This window comes from Caballeronia zhejiangensis (genome assembly GCF_000698575.1).
Classification (GTDB): domain Bacteria; phylum Pseudomonadota; class Gammaproteobacteria; order Burkholderiales; family Burkholderiaceae; genus Caballeronia; species Caballeronia zhejiangensis.
On record NZ_JFHD01000044.1, the window covers coordinates 1 to 13,849 of the forward strand.

The 13,849-nt window shown below is 60.2% G+C and carries 13 protein-coding genes and 2 pseudogenes; 6 read left to right on the forward strand and 9 right to left on the reverse strand.

The genetic code is table 11. From position 1 onward, the window contains the following. Positions 1-466: lysylphosphatidylglycerol synthase transmembrane domain-containing protein (locus BG60_RS31510; RefSeq protein WP_034473955.1), on the forward strand; the 466-nt coding region annotated here is incomplete at its 5' end. A 431-nt stretch (positions 467-897) separates the two neighbouring features. Here BG60_RS31510 and BG60_RS31515 read toward each other — a convergent pair. Then, positions 898-1,275, reverse strand: a pseudogene (locus BG60_RS31515) (nickel/cobalt efflux transporter); the annotation flags it as partial. On the opposite strand from BG60_RS31515, the pseudogene BG60_RS31520 reads away from it, so the two are divergent. The 3 genes and pseudogenes from BG60_RS31520 to BG60_RS31530 all read left to right on the forward strand — a co-directional run. After that, positions 1,276-2,151: pseudogene (locus BG60_RS31520) on the forward strand (MFS transporter); the annotation flags it as partial. After that, positions 2,148-3,200, forward strand: a complete 1,053-nt coding sequence (locus BG60_RS31525) for a YncE family protein (protein WP_008344513.1) — start codon at positions 2,148-2,150, stop codon at positions 3,198-3,200. The pseudogene BG60_RS31520 and the gene BG60_RS31525, both read left to right, overlap by 4 nt. A 33-nt stretch (positions 3,201-3,233) precedes the next feature. Next, positions 3,234-3,593, forward strand: a complete 360-nt coding sequence (locus BG60_RS31530; protein ID WP_008344511.1) for a COG4315 family predicted lipoprotein — start codon at positions 3,234-3,236, stop codon at positions 3,591-3,593. Between the two features lie 299 nt (positions 3,594-3,892). On the opposite strand, the gene gspG is transcribed toward BG60_RS31530, so the two are convergent. The 3 genes from gspG to BG60_RS31545 all read right to left on the reverse strand — a co-directional run bounded on the left by gspG (position 3,893) and on the right by BG60_RS31545 (position 6,177). Continuing rightward, positions 3,893-4,312, reverse strand: coding sequence for a type II secretion system major pseudopilin GspG (gspG, locus tag BG60_RS31535; RefSeq protein WP_033536999.1), 420 nt, complete (start codon positions 4,310-4,312; stop codon positions 3,893-3,895). Between the two features lie 398 nt (positions 4,313-4,710). Beyond that, a complete protein-coding gene (locus tag BG60_RS31540) occupies positions 4,711-5,190 on the reverse strand; it encodes a CreA family protein (RefSeq protein ID WP_008344506.1) in 480 nt (159 codons plus the stop codon). A gap of 345 nt (positions 5,191-5,535) precedes the next feature. After that, on the reverse strand, positions 5,536-6,177 hold the full coding sequence (locus BG60_RS31545) for an SNARE-associated domain-containing protein (protein ID WP_008344504.1): 642 nt from the start codon (positions 6,175-6,177) through the stop codon (positions 5,536-5,538). A gap of 230 nt (positions 6,178-6,407) precedes the next feature. Here BG60_RS31545 and BG60_RS31550 point away from each other — a divergent pair, with 230 nt between their 5' ends. Continuing rightward, positions 6,408-8,699: a heavy metal translocating P-type ATPase gene (locus BG60_RS31550; RefSeq protein WP_033537000.1), complete on the forward strand. Its 2,292-nt coding sequence runs from the start codon at positions 6,408-6,410 to the stop codon at positions 8,697-8,699. A gap of 280 nt (positions 8,700-8,979) precedes the next feature. Here BG60_RS31550 and BG60_RS31555 read toward each other — a convergent pair whose 3' ends face one another. The 5 genes from BG60_RS31555 to BG60_RS31570 are packed head-to-tail and all read right to left on the reverse strand — an operon-like array spanning position 8,980 to position 12,676. Continuing rightward, positions 8,980-10,329 carry an ATP-binding protein gene (locus tag BG60_RS31555; protein WP_008344493.1) on the reverse strand — a complete coding sequence of 450 codons (1,350 nt, stop codon included), beginning with the start codon at positions 10,327-10,329 and terminating at the stop codon, positions 8,980-8,982. Beyond that, positions 10,326-11,000 carry a winged helix-turn-helix domain-containing protein gene (locus BG60_RS31560; protein WP_008344491.1) on the reverse strand — a complete coding sequence of 225 codons (675 nt, stop codon included), beginning with the start codon at positions 10,998-11,000 and terminating at the stop codon, positions 10,326-10,328. The genes BG60_RS31555 and BG60_RS31560 overlap by 4 nt, the downstream gene beginning before the upstream one ends. A 17-nt stretch (positions 11,001-11,017) precedes the next feature. Next, entirely contained in the window at positions 11,018-11,749 is a 732-nt protein-coding gene (locus BG60_RS31565) for a cytochrome b/b6 domain-containing protein (protein WP_051078920.1), read from the reverse strand. After that, entirely contained in the window at positions 11,721-12,209 is a 489-nt protein-coding gene (locus BG60_RS37415; protein ID WP_008344487.1) for a diheme cytochrome c, read from the reverse strand. Before BG60_RS37415 ends, BG60_RS31565 begins: the two co-directional genes overlap by 29 nt. Before the next feature lie 47 nt (positions 12,210-12,256). Continuing rightward, positions 12,257-12,676, reverse strand: coding sequence for a DUF1924 domain-containing protein (locus BG60_RS31570; protein ID WP_008344485.1), 420 nt, complete (start codon positions 12,674-12,676; stop codon positions 12,257-12,259). 505 nt (positions 12,677-13,181) lie between these two features. Here BG60_RS31570 and BG60_RS31575 point away from each other — a divergent pair. Next, on the forward strand, positions 13,182-13,808 hold the full coding sequence (locus BG60_RS31575; RefSeq protein WP_008344483.1) for a tyrosine-type recombinase/integrase: 627 nt from the start codon (positions 13,182-13,184) through the stop codon (positions 13,806-13,808). Positions 13,809-13,849: the final 41 nt, after the last annotated feature.

The window sequence follows — 13,849 nt, forward strand, 5'->3', positions numbered from 1 at the left end:
TTCGCGACGGCTCGACGCCGCCTTGCGCGCGCTGGCGCAACGTCCTCGCGCGTGGCTCGCCGCGCTCGCGTGGCAACTCGCGGGGCAGGCCGCGGGCGCCATCGAGAACTTCTTCGCGCTCTGGGTGATGGGCGTGCCCGTGACGTTCTCCGATGCCGTCGCCATCGAAGCCGTCGCGCAAATTGCGCGGCATGTGGCCTTTTTCGTGCCGCTCGGCGTCGGCGTGCAGGATGCCGCCATCGTGCTGACGAGCCAGCTCGCCGGCATCGGCACGGAGGCGGCGCTGTCGCTCGCGCTCGTCAAGCGCATGCGCGAAGTGCTGTCGGGCGGCCTGGCGCTTGCATCGTGGCTCGTCGCCGAGCGCGTGCGCCGCGCGGGAGGACCGCGCGAACTTGTCGACGTAACGCCGAGTCGCTCCAAGAATACTGCAACACTTGAAACCGAAACGTATCCTAATGAAAGGTGAATCCAGAGTTCTGGACATACGCTGTTCTTCTGGATCGTCGAGATTGCCGCGACGACGCTCGGCGAAACGGGCGGCGATCGGGGTCCATGTCGCTGAATCTGGGGTATCTGATCGGCTCGGCGACCTTCGCGCTGTTGTTCCGTAGACCGTAATAATCTGTCACTTTTGCGCAATAAACCTGTCAACTCGCCGTAGAACGCAGGCCCGTGCCCGCTGAGCCTTGCAAGGCAACGGCTTCCCGGAGCGAATCAATTGTGTCACCGGCGAAGGCAAGTTCGGCAGGGCTGGGCGGCGAGCTGCAGAGCAACGTCTGAGTCCGGCCAGTATCTGCCGTTCCGCGAGGACGAAGCTCTGCCGCTCGAATGGCTGAGATAAGTTCAAACGAGCCATTCGAGTCACGTGTTGAAGTTTGGATGGGTGAGGGGCAGAGGTCACACCCAATTCAATGCAGAGGCACCCTGGTAAGCCATGTAGAAGCCGACGATCAGTATCAGAGCGCTCGAGAAATGCGGCGCCTTCCTCGCGAAATCGCCGAACCCGCTCCACTTCTTCGATACCTGTTTCACGCTCAGCGCCGCAATCGTTCCAGACGCGACCATCGTGAGCGCCAGCCCGATGCTAAAACACACGACGAGACCTGCTCCGAGCACGAATTGTTTCAACTGAAGACAAAGCAAGAGGACAGTGATCGACGCCGGACATGGTACGAGTCCGCCGGTCAGGCCGAACATGATGATCTGTCCCGTGGTGACATCCTTGTTCGCAAAGCGCCGCTTGATGTCATTCGCGTGCGCGAATTCATGCGTGTTGCCGGCGATGTGAGCTTGTTTCTGCCGATTGAGCATGCCTGTTTGGCTGAATCCTCATCGGGGCATGTCCGAACCGCGCTCTTCGCACGCTACAGCTTCATGGGCGCCGTCTCGGGCGCACTCGGCGCGCTGCTCGCGGGCACGCCAGACTGGATCAATTCGCGTTTCGGCATCCCCGCACTCACTGCCATGCGAGGGATGTTCGTGATCTACGCGTTGGCCGGCGTGGCGATTGCTTTGTTGTATCTACAGATGTCGGCTCAACGATCCGTTTCCACGGCACAGCACGCTCCGTTGGGCCCATCACGTAGCGTGGTGACGCGCCTTGCGTTGCTCTTTAGCGTCGACGCCTTCGCCGGAGGGCTGGTCGTGAATGCGCTTCTTACTCTGTGGCTGATTACGCGCTTCGATCTGTCCATTACCACAGCTGGACAGTTCTTCTTCTGCACGGGCTTACTCAGCGCAGCCTCGCAACTCGCAGCAGCGCCACTAGCGCGCAGGATCGGCTTGCTCAACACAATGGTCTTCACGCACATGCCGTCAAGCCTATGCCTGATCGCAGCAGCGTTTGCCTCGTCCTTGCCGGTTGCGTTGCTCATGTTGCTGATGCGAAGCGCGTTGTCGCAACTCGATGTGCCCACTCGCAGCGCATACGTGATGGCGGTCGTCACGCCCGCTGAGCGCGCCGCAGCTGCGAGCTTCACAGCCGTGCCGCGCAGTCTGGCCGCGGCAGTGGCCCCAACCCTCGCGGGCGGCCTGATCGGATTCGGCTGGTTGGGCGCGCCTTTGGTCGCGTGCGGCGTGCTCAAGATCGCGTACGACCTGGCGTTGCTCGGTGCGTTTCGTCGCGTGCCGCCCCGTGGAGAAAGCGCATGAGCATGTCGATGAACGTCCACAGATGGGCACGGTTGGTTCGAGTGATCACGATTCTTGCCGTTGTGTCGGTATCGCTTTATGCGCCAGTCGCGCCGATTGCGATTGCGGCGTCGAGCAATTCCGTGCCGACTAAGCTGCCGCTCCGTCATATTGCGGACGTGCCGCTGTCCGGTCGTGCGACTCGCTTCGACTATGAAAGCGCGGACCCCGCGCGCCATCTACTGTTCATCGCCCATCTTGGTGACGGGGAAGTGGTCGTCTTCGACACCGATGCCAACCGTGTCGTCGCGACGATTCCCGATGTTGCACAGGTGCATGGCGTGCTCGTCGTCCCGGAGCTGGGTCGAGTGTTCGCATCGGCGACCGGGACCAATGAGATCGTGGCCATCGATGAGAAGACACTGAAAGTCGTGGCGCGAATGCCGGGCGGCAGCTATCCGGACGGGATGGCTTACGCCCCCGAGGTTCACAAGCTCTACGTCTCTGATGAGACAGGAAAGACCGAGACGGTCATCGACACAACAACGACCCGACGCGTCGCCACCATTGCGCTGGGTGGTGAGGTCGGTAACACGCAATACGATTCCGTCTCGCACCACGTCTTCGTGAACGTCCAGACGCGGCAGCAACTCATTGAAATCGATCCCACAAAGGATGCCATCGTCGCGCGCATTGACTTGCCAGGTGCCAAGGGCAATCACGGCCTGTTGATCGTGCCAAACCTTCGCCTCGGATTCATTGCGTGCGAAGGTAACGACCGGATGCTGGTGCTGGATCTGCAGACGAAGCGCGTTTCGCAATCCTTCGACGTTGGTGCTGATCCGGACGTTCTCGCATTCGATTCATCGAGTCACACGGTGTACGTTGCGGGCGAACAAGGCATGACCTCGATATTCGAGGCGGATGCGAAAGGCGTTCGGCATCTGGCTGATGGACAGGTAGGGCCGAACGCTCACGTGGTTTACGTCGACGCCAAAACGCATTACTCGTACTTCCCGCTAAAGAGTGTCGAAGGACGACCGATGCTGCGGATCTTGGCGCCGCAGTAACAAAGGTTCAATTTAACCAACCGGAGAATCGACATGAAAGCCCTAGTCGGATTGGTTACGCTGGCTGCCGCCGTCTCGGCGAGCGCGGCATCACCTCGAGTGAACAACGGCCGAATCGTCGATGAACACGGCATGACGCTCTATTCGTTTAGCGGGCAAGGTGCGCCGGATGCCAATGCCTGCGAGGGCGACTGCGCGAGAAACTTCCCGCCCGCACTGGCGAGCCCGGGTGACTCGCCAAATGGAAAACTTGGGCTGGTCGATACTGCCACCGGCGAGCGCCAGTGGACGTATGACGGCAAACCGCTCTATCGCGGGTTGATGGACAAGAAGCCCGGCGATCGCGCCGGCGACGGTCTCAACACCGTCTGGCATAGTGTGCAGCCGCGTTAATTGGGCTCGTTAGACTGAGACCTTGATTCACATTGACGCCGAAAAGTTTGTCCGAGCGAACAGCCAGCAGATTTTTTCTGAGAAGTCAGGCGGAGGCCGGCGGATGACTGCGCCACTCCAATCAGGCGTCTTTCGACTCGAACGACTGCTCCGACGGCGTTTGACCACCACGTAAGCCGCGTTCGAGGTGCCGCGAACGGTTCATTGATGCGGTTCAGCTGTACAAGGAAATCCAGCCGACTCACCATCCGCCATTTCCACAGTCGTTCCGGCCGAATTTCGGCTTCGCATTGCTAAGTTTACTCCCAGGAGCCGACGTCGGAATCGTTGCCTTCGCCACCTGCTTTGGTGTCCGCTCCATAGCTGAACACGTCGATTTCGCCGTGCACGCCCGGATTCAGATACTGATACTGGCCGCCCCACGGATCGTTTGGCAGGTGCGCCAGATAGCCGCCGTCCCTCCAGTTGTTCGGCACCGGATCGGTTGATGGCTTTTTGATCAGCGAGCGCAACCCCTGCTCCTGCGTCGGATACCGGCCGTTATCCAGGCGATACAGCTTGAGCGCCTGCATGATGGTACCGATCTCTTGGTGCGCGGCGACGCGGCGCGCCTCGTCCGGACGGCTCATGACCTTCGGCACGATCAGTGCGGCGAGAATGCCAAGAATCGCGATCACGACCATGATTTCGACCAGCGTGAAGCCGCCATGACTGCGCACTTTGAACAGCTGCTTCTTGTTTTGCAGCGTTGCTTCCACATCTGCTTGGCCAAGTTTCTATTTAAATTAAGAGGATGTGTAGGGAGCGATATCTGTATTGGCGCGTCCGCTTACTTACCACCGAGAACCTTTAGCTGCTCGAGTGGGCATTCGGGAACCGCCCAGTCTAGCAATTCTCTGTCGCGGATGGCAGGAACGCGGTCGAGCGGGGTTGGCGCGCAACAGGGGTGCCCCGTGCGGAAACAGACCGGGCAGAATGTTGACGGAGAGAACGGGCCCTCCAGGGAGAAGGGGCCGACGCGATGTTCGCCGGAACATACAGGCGCGCTCGTGTGATCGAAGTGCAGCCGAGACCTGGGCGCATTCCTCGGCAACGTGAACGAATGGATGGCCATCTCTTATTCCGCGGTTTGCCGGCCGCGTATAGGCAATCGGATCACGTCAACATGACCAGGCAGGTCCCCTGCGAGTTCACTTTCCGTGTAACTGAAATACAGCACCGTTAGCCTGCTCGGATCGAGAATCCGGAATACGTGAACGACCCTGAAGATTGGATCCACGGACTCGTCGAACACCTGCGCCTGTTTGGGGACCTGGCTTGGCATCGTCAGCTTGCCTACTTGATGACATGAAGCCTGCACGTCAGGCGTACGCGTCGGCGGAGAGTTTCCACCCAGGGCATTTGCGTCGTGTGATCTTGAAACGTAGCAGGCGACGCCCTTCAAAAGGGGATCGTTATAAGCGGAGATGTCGATTTGACCACCGTAGCGCTGTGAATGCGTCGAGATTCTCGCCAATTGCTCGCCATGAGCGAGCGAGGACAGGAAAATGGCAAGTGCGGTTGCCACATTCGAAACAAGGACAAGGCTGCGTGCCATGACACATCTCCTGAAATTGTTCTGGTGGCGAAGACGAAGTCCCGTGGACGGTCGTACTTGGTGTTTCAGCCAGCCTATGACCGCGCGCATGTCGAGCTCTGATGCACGTCAACGTATGGCCGACTAAACGGCATCGAGTTGCAATCAATTGGAGCCCCATCGAGCGACTTACGCCGACACTCAGTTTCGCGTCGCATGATCTCGCAGCCGCTCGTTGCATCTTTGAGTATTCTTGATCTTGTCCGCCACCGAAGAATGCTCGGTTTGAACAGAGTGTTAGGTGCGATCCATCTCGGTGGTTCGAGAGGTAGCGCTATGAACAATCGACGCCTTGTATCGATGTGCTCAATCTTTCGTGGTCCGGCCGTGCTCTGCGACAGGCGGACCGCTGACAGGGCGTCGCCACCTTAGCTTGCGTTGCTCAATCAGCATCTTCCAGTCAAACTTCATAAGCAAGTACACGAGAGTGAGCAGGGTCAACTGGGTAATGATGAAGTAGCCACTCAGATATCCGCCTTCGAACTCGGACTCTGGATCGACGAACGCGGAAGCGAACCGTCCAAGATGAGCCCAGACTGAATAGCTGATCGCACGGCCGACAAAGAAACCGACGCCGATGACTCGGAGTGGCAACCCCGACAGGCCATACGCGATGAACAGGTAGTTGAAAGGAAGCGGACCCAGGGCATATAAGAAGAAGGCGCCAACTGTCAGCTTTCTGCGCTTCTTCAGCCACACTTCAACCGCATCAATGTTTTCCCGGTCGGATTCGCGCATCAGCCGTCCTCGCACCAGGGAGCGCGAAGACCTGGGCAGCACCAGCCGTCCAATGGTTGCTGCGCTCGCGGCAACGATGGCAAATACGAATGGATTGCCCTTGGAATAATTGAACCCGACCCAGGACATGGCTATCCATGTGGGCGGCGCGAACGCAGGCACGAGCTTGAGCAGCAGTACGACAACGAACAGCGTTGCCAGCGTCGACATGGCACCCCCGCCGATTGACGTTCTTTCGAGCTTGCTCGTGCGACGGGACGCCAGGGTTGACACGGATCAATCAGGTCGCAGCAAGGATCCCATCCGGTGGAGAGGGATAGTTGATGCTGATCAAGCAAATTTAAGGGATGCGTCCATACACTTTGACTCTGCTCGCGGTTCAAATTGACCCGCAGAGACTCGTCCCGCGTCGGATCTCGACTCATTTCTATCAACCCGTCATGTCACGCCTGTTAGACTCAGCCGATTTTGCACTGCTGCTGATCTCGGCGGTAAGCCTTATTGCAGGCTTACCCTTCGTCATGTCCGGCAACGGCGCAGTCGCGCACGCCCTCTGGACAGCTGGAACCTTGCCCGTCCTGCTCGCGCTATTGGTATCCGTTGTGAAGGCGCTGCGGCGGCAAGAAGCGGGCGTCGATGTGCTGGCCCTGCTTGCGATCGGGTTCGCTCTGTGTCTCAGCGAATTTCTGACGGCCGCGGTGATTGCTTTGATGGTCGCGAGTGGACGGGCGCTCGAACAATATGCAGAGCAGCGGGCGCGTCGGGAAATGACCGCGCTCTTGAGTCGCGCTCCGCGTCAGGCCAATCGATTCGAAGCCGGTGAGTGGCGCCGCGTTGAATTGGACACCGTGCGTCCAGGCGATCCTCTGCTCGTTCGAAATGGCGAGTTCGTTCCCGTCGACGGCTCGCTCGCAGGCCACGCGCAACTCGACGAATCCACGCTCACCGGCGAGTCCGTCATCCGACAGCGATCGCCGGGGGAATCGGTGAGTAGTGGTGTCGTCAACGTGGGAGCCGCGTTCGAGATGATCGCTGCTGCGAGCGCCGGAGACAGCACGTTTGCCGGGATCGTCCGCATGGTGGAGTCCGCTCAGCATGAACGGAGTCCAGCAACGCGTCTTGCCGACCGTTTTGCGCTGCTTTTCGTGCTCGCTGCACTGGTGCTTGCGGGACGAAGCTGGCTCGCAACCGGCGACGTGGTTCGGGCTCTCGCAGTACTTGTCGTCGCCACGCCTTGCCCGCTGATTCTTGCGGTCCCTGTGGCCGTCGTCTCCGGCATGTCGCGCTGCGCCAGACGTGGGGTGCTGGTCAAAGGCGGTGGGGCACTGGAAAGGCTGGCGCGGGCCAGCGTACTTTTCTTCGACAAAACAGGAACGCTGACAGGCGGATACGCACGCCTCGTTTCAATAGAAACTGCCCCAGGCGCTTCACCCGAGACTGTGTTGCGCTTCGCTGCGTCTCTCGGTCAGGCCTCTGCCCACGTCATCTCGGAATCAGTGACAACGGCCGCGCGCGAGCGCGATCTGGTCCTTGCAGCACCTCGCCAGGTCGTTGAGCAGCCCGGTGCCGGCGTGCAGGGCGAAGTAGAAGGCCATACCGTCGCCATCGGTTCGTTTGCTTTTGTGTCGTCGCTGGCAACGCCAGCCCCGTGGAGCGCAGCGTTCCTTCAGCGCGTGGCGTATGAGGGCGCTTCCGCCGTATTTGTCGGCGTGGACGGCGCCATGATGGGCGCCCTCCAGATGGCCGATCAGATCCGCCTGGAGACACCCCGCGCCCTGCGGCTGTTGCGACGGGAAGGCATCGGACGCTTCGTCATGCTCACGGGGGACCGTCGCGACGTGGCCGAGACCGTCGGCGCCATGCTCGGCGTGACCGAAGTGATGCCAGAGCAGACACCGTCAGACAAGCTTGAGGCGATTCGGGCAGCGCGTCGGGGAGGGACGGTCATCATGATCGGCGATGGCATCAACGACGCCCCCGCGCTCGCGGCCGCCGATGTTGGCGTTGCGATGGGGGCACGAGGAGCCGCGGCATCGTCAGAAGCAGCCGACGTCGTCTTGCTGGTCGATCGGCTGGACAGGCTTGTCGAGGGGGTGCGAGTGGCGCGCCAGACGAGGCGAATCGCTTTGCAGAGCGTGATGGCGGGGATGGCGCTTTCGTTTGCAGCAATGGCTGTCGCCGCCTTCGGATTTTTGCCGCCTCTGCTGGGCGCGATACTCCAGGAGATCATCGATATCGCCGTCATTGCAAACGCGCTGCGAGTCTTGCGAATACGATCGACGGAAACTGTCGGCTCGCTTTCCCATCGTGATGCGGACCACCTCAAAACCGAGCACCTCGAGCTCGGTCCGGTGATGGACCGAATCAGGGAACTCGCGGACAAGTTGCCGCGTATGCCAGTTACATCGGTTGCGGGGGCGCTCGCGCTCGTGAACGAGATGCTAGAAGGTCAGCTTGTGCCGCATGAGCGGCGCGACGATCTGGAGGTGTATCCAGGCGTGGCACGTCTTGTCGGCGGAGAGGATCCGTTGGCGGCAATGAGCGCCACTCACCGCGAGATTTTTCGGGTTACCCGGTTGCTCCGGCAAATGACGGAGAACGTGCCACCTCAGGGTCCCGATGCCGCTGGCCTGAGCGAGTTCCAGCGTCTACTGTATGGACTTGATGCAATCGTGCGCCTGCATTGCGCACAAGAAGACGAATTGTTTCACTCGTTAGAGGAAGGACGTTAAAGAAAATCGCCCAACTAATCGTATCAAGCCGCGTTCGCCTGAAGCAGCACGGAAGGGGGGCAGTACGCACGACCAGCTCGGGCAACGCTGCCGGGTATGCTCCGCGCTATCTCACGCTTTCGAAGCGTGCTCCGGACGAACAGTTGAGCGTCGAGGAGCCGCGCGGCGTCATCGAGACGTAGCGGCTCGGTTGCGTGATGAAGGCGAAGTCCTGCGTCGGTCCGGGTGAGGATCGACCGTGATCGCTCGAAGTAGGTGTAATCGGCGTGCAGGCTTCGGATCAGATGCCGACCGCGTCCCACCTGACCTCGACTTCGAGCCCCCCGAGATCGCTGGACCGACGCACGTTGATCGCTGCTGCGTGAAGGTCCGCGATTCGCTGCACGATCGACCAGCCCAGGCCGCTGCCGCTTTCGGCCGTGCCCGACACGCGGAAGAAGCGGTCGCCCAGTCTCGACCGATCCGCATCTGCGAGCCCCGGGCCGCTGTCCTCGACCGACAGCACGGCTCCGTCTTGGTTCGTGTCAGTCTTGATTCGCACCGATGCGCCGGGCGGGCCGTAGCGGATGGCATTGTCCACGAGATTTCGCACCAGAGCGGCGAGCAACGTTTCGTCGCCTGAGACATGGCAATACTTCGCACCGTCGAATTCCAATGACTGCCGCTTGGCGAGCGACCTCGGCGCCAGTTCTGCGACCACCCGTTGCGCGAGCGCGCTGAGATCGACGGTCGTCAGCTCGAGTGTCGCTCCAGACTCGAGTCGCGATAGGACCAACAACTGGTCCACGAGACGTGTGGCACGGTCACACCCTTCTAAGGTAGCGCGCAACGCGTGTTGGCGGAGCGTGTCATCCGTTTCGGCCAGCGCGACCTGGGCCTGCGTTCGAACCGCCGCGATCGGCGTGCGCAACTCGTGGGCTGCATCCGCAGTAAAACGGCGCTCGGCCTCCCATACAGTCTGAATGCGGACGAAGAGCTGATTGAGCGCATCGAGTACTGGGGACATTTCGGCGGGCGTTTGCGGCATTACGACAGGCGCAAGATCATCGGGGCCACGCAGGGCGAGCGTACGACCCAGTCGTTTGAGGGGTGCGACGCCTTGCCGCACTGCCCACCCAGTTGCGATTCCGAAAAGCGGCAGGGCAAGGGCCATCGGCCAGAGCGTGCCGCGCAATACGGCGAGCAGTATCGCGGTGCGGGAATCGACACGCTCACCGACGTACACGCGGGTGTCTTCTCTGAGCGTGCGCATTGAAAACACGCGCCAAGCTTCCCCATTAATCTGCACAGTCGCGAAACCTTTATCAATGTGACGATCCACAGGGATCATGGGCTCGGTCGGTGCGTTGGCAGACCGTACCACCGCTTGCCCGTCATGAAATATCTGAAAAACAACCTTGGGAGCATAGGGGTGGGGCACGCGCGAATCGATGGTGTCATCGTCGTCAATCGACTGAGTTTGCCGGATGACTAGTAGCGCTGCGGCCTGAGCGAGATGACTGTCGAGCAGTTCATCAAGTTCCTTACGTGCGTCGCGCCAGATGAACAGCGCGGTAATCAGCCAGACGCCGACCACGACGCCGATCAGCAGGACCAGCAGACGGCCTTGTAGTGAGCGCGGCAGAATCATCGAGTGGCGGAGTTCTCGAGCATGAAAACATAGCCGACGCCACGAACTGTCTTGATCAGGTCGCTGCCGAGCTTGGTACGAAGGCGATGAATGTGCACTTCCACTGCGTTGCTTTCCACCTCCTGTCCCCAACCATAAATGGCTTGCTCGAGTTGCTCACGGGACAGCACACGGCCCGCGTTCAGCATGAGGGCCTGCAACAGATCGAATTCGCGCGATGAAAGCGTTACCGGCTCCTCATTCCTGTAGACGCATCGCGTCGCGGGTTCGAGGGCGACGTTTTGAATGCGCAGGGCTTCCTGCGACACCCCGTGCGCGCGACGTACTAGTGCCCGTAGCCGAGCCGCGAGTTCGTGCAAGTCAATGGGCTTGACGACGTAATCGTCGGCGCCGATGTCCAGTCCACGGACACGGTCAGGAACGGTGTCGCGTGCGGTCAGCACAAGTACCGGCAAGGTCACGCCAGCGCGACGCACCGACGATAGTACTTCAATCCCATCCTTGCGCGGCAGCCCGAGATCAAGGACGGCCGCCGCGTACACACCGTTACGCAACTCGGTCTCGGCGGCGGCGCCGTCACGTACCCAGTCGACCTGGAATCCTGCCTGTCGAAGGCCGGCACGAACGCCATCGCCTAGCAAGGGATCGTCTTCAATAAGCAGTATCCTCATTTTACAAAACCGTTTTGTCAGTCACCGCTGTCATTCGGACAACCTTTGATGCCCGGCAGCGACATCATGTCCGAACAAGGCAACATGGATGCACCGTGCCATTGCCACCACCAGAACGCGAGCACTGCTAGCAGCATCAGCGCGGCAACACTTCGCCATGCGTGTCGAACGCCTTCATCGGGTTGTCCGGATTTGTGTCCGCTGACCATCGCGCCGATAAGGTTTTCCCGATGGAGCCAGCTACTCACGACGACACCCGCTATGTGTACCCCAACCAGCGCTAGCATCAGATTGGCCACGCCCTCGTGCACTTCACCCAGCCACGTTCCGCCCGCATCGTTATAGGTCGCCCAACCGGTGATGGTCAATACGCACGCCAAAGCTAGCATGGCGACGATGACTACGGCGCCTGCCGGGTTGTGGCCGACATGACGTTGTGGGCGGCCACGCAAGAGATCAAGGACGTACTGCCACGCGCGGGCGGGTCCGCGAACGAAGCTCGAGAAACGGGCGTACTTCGTTCCGATCAGTCCCCACCCTAGCCGAAAGATCACGAGACCGCCCGCCGTATAACCTAGCGTGACGTGGACGAGCCGCCAATGCTCGCTTTCCGCCGTCAGCCATGCACCGGCAAGGCAGGCTGCGAACAGCCAGTGAAACAGGCGTACGGGCGCATCCCAGACCAGGATACGGCTGTCGTCGGCGTCCCCCGCGGCGTTGTTATCGCGGAATCTGGATGAAGTGTTCATTGAAATTTCCTTGATCTGCATGGGTATGGCACGCGGCGCAGTTCGATGCGCTCCTGACTGCTGGACGTTTCCATACAGCCGCGGATACCTCTGCGTGTTCCTGTCGAAACCACGTCGACCGGGTAATGCGATCTTCGGGCGGTGACGCGTGCGCGCCTCCGTCTCCCGATGAATTCGCAGGAAGCCACGTGAAGATCTGTTTGAGGGAGTCAGCGTCAAGCGAGGCATCGGTGCCGAAATGGTGGGACATATTGCTCAGAATGCGTTGCCACGATCCTGCGGACAACATACCCGGCGGGTAGGCGATATGGCACGACGCGCATTCCTGCCGATACTTCGGCAGGAGGTTGACCTGGTTACGCGTCTCATCAACATCGGCCGTCACGCTGGAAGCCGCCAGTGACGTGAGCAAAGCGCCAACCCAAACTCCTATAGAACGGGGCACGAGATTGAATGGCATCGGAAACGGTCCTGTCGGGAAGAGGTTCGTTCGAGGAGTGAAGTCGCTTACGGTTTCAGCGTCAGGAGCCACGCCAACAGATCTGCCTTTTCGGCTGAGGTGCACTCCCGTCCGACCACGTCGTTGCAATTGCGACGAAACCATTTCTCGGTTTTCGCTGCGTCGGTGAATCGCTCCGGGTTGAACGCAGGAGCGAGGGGAGTGATTGCCTTGCCCGTGGCCGCATGCTTGCCCGTCCGTGTGGGGATTGCGCCGTGGCACGTGGCGCAAGTCCACTCATGACCATGCGAAGAATTAAAGAAGAGCTGCCCCCGCGAAGGGAGTGGCGCTGCACCGTCCGACTGCGCCTGGTAGGAACCAAGAAGTTCAGAAGGGGCAGCAGCGTTGGCTGTGGCCATTGCAGTAGCGGTCGAAATCAGCAAGAGAGCTGCGCGCAAACGCCGCAACGAAAGAAGCGATCTGCTCATGAGATCCCCCAGTGGATATTGACCATGTTGTGCGGCCTTCCTTACCGGAGTCTTAAGCGCCGTTTCCTCGATGATGCCCCTGCCGGTCCGTTGTCACGGCGGATGTTCTATGCCCTGTCCGGTAACCGGCTACTTCGGGCAGTAGAGGAGGAGTGGGCGTCGCGGTGCGAAGCTCGCGCCGCTGGACCGTAAAGTTGCCCGTCGATACGTCGGTGGATTTGACGTCGCTTGGAGGGACGTACTGGCAGCTCATGGCAGCGGCAATCGGCGATTCACCGGGCGCGCTCGCTTCTCGTCACCACTGATTCGCGCAGCGGCTACTGGCACTGGGGTCGGCCCCAGAGCCCGAAATCCGGCTACTGTCACACTGAGAAGCCGCTTGGATGACCGCTCCACTTTGATACCTGCCTTTGGATCCGTGACAACGCCGCGTCGGCTATGGGTCGAAGTTTGACCGTTCCGCAAAGCGCACAATCGATCTCCCTTCGTTGAAGAGGAGCTTGTCATGGAAACGCTTGATTCTTCCGGCACTCGTCGGGTGCCGTGGAATAAGGGAAGGCTAACCGGCCAAAAGCCTCCGCTGAAGCTGCGGGAAATCTGGGCGATTCGAACAAGGCTGCAGATGTCGCCCAACGCTCGCGAGTTGGCGATGTTCAACCTTGCGATCGACAGTAAGCTTCGAGCGTGCGATTTGACGCGCTTGCAAGTGCAGGACGTCTACATGGGAGGTCATGTCGTAGCTCGCGCGACTTTCATGCAGCAGAAAACGCATCGACCCGTGCAGTTCGAAATCACGGAGCAGACTCGTCAAAGTGTCTCTGCCTGGATTTCGGCGCGGGGATTGAAGCCTGCCGACTATTTGTTTCCAAGTCGACTGCATGCCTCAGCGCACGTGTCGACGCGCCAGTATGCGCGCATCGTTCATCGTTGGGTCGCGTCAATCGGGCTCGATGACACCGCGTACGGGACGCACACCATGCGACGAACGAAAGCGTCGTTGATCTATCGACGCACCAAGAACTTGCGCGCGGTTCAATTGCTCTTGGGCCATACAAAAATCGAAAGCACCGTGCGATACCTCGGGATCGAGGTAGACGATGCTCTCGAAATGGCTGAACAAACCGAAGTGTGATCGCCGGTGGCCGGCGAGCGTGCGCTTGTCGGCCACAAGGA

Bases quoted from the DNA above. Each gene is read 5' to 3' on its own strand.
- BG60_RS31525 (WP_008344513.1), top strand. From the start codon at position 2,148: ATGAGCATGTCGATGAACGTCCACAGATGGGCACGGTTGGTTCGAGTG.
- BG60_RS31530 (WP_008344511.1), top strand. From the start codon at position 3,234: ATGAAAGCCCTAGTCGGATTGGTTACGCTGGCTGCCGCCGTCTCGGCG.
- BG60_RS31540 (WP_008344506.1), bottom strand. From the start codon at position 5,190: ATGGCACGCAGCCTTGTCCTTGTTTCGAATGTGGCAACCGCACTTGCC.
- BG60_RS31545 (WP_008344504.1), bottom strand. From the start codon at position 6,177: ATGTCGACGCTGGCAACGCTGTTCGTTGTCGTACTGCTGCTCAAGCTC.
- BG60_RS31550 (WP_033537000.1), top strand. From the start codon at position 6,408: ATGTCACGCCTGTTAGACTCAGCCGATTTTGCACTGCTGCTGATCTCG.
- BG60_RS31555 (WP_008344493.1), bottom strand. From the start codon at position 10,329: ATGATTCTGCCGCGCTCACTACAAGGCCGTCTGCTGGTCCTGCTGATC.
- BG60_RS31560 (WP_008344491.1), bottom strand. From the start codon at position 11,000: ATGAGGATACTGCTTATTGAAGACGATCCCTTGCTAGGCGATGGCGTT.
- BG60_RS31565 (WP_051078920.1), bottom strand. From the start codon at position 11,749: ATGAACACTTCATCCAGATTCCGCGATAACAACGCCGCGGGGGACGCC.
- BG60_RS37415 (WP_008344487.1), bottom strand. From the start codon at position 12,209: ATGCCATTCAATCTCGTGCCCCGTTCTATAGGAGTTTGGGTTGGCGCT.
- BG60_RS31570 (WP_008344485.1), bottom strand. From the start codon at position 12,676: ATGAGCAGATCGCTTCTTTCGTTGCGGCGTTTGCGCGCAGCTCTCTTG.
- BG60_RS31575 (WP_008344483.1), top strand. From the start codon at position 13,182: ATGGAAACGCTTGATTCTTCCGGCACTCGTCGGGTGCCGTGGAATAAG.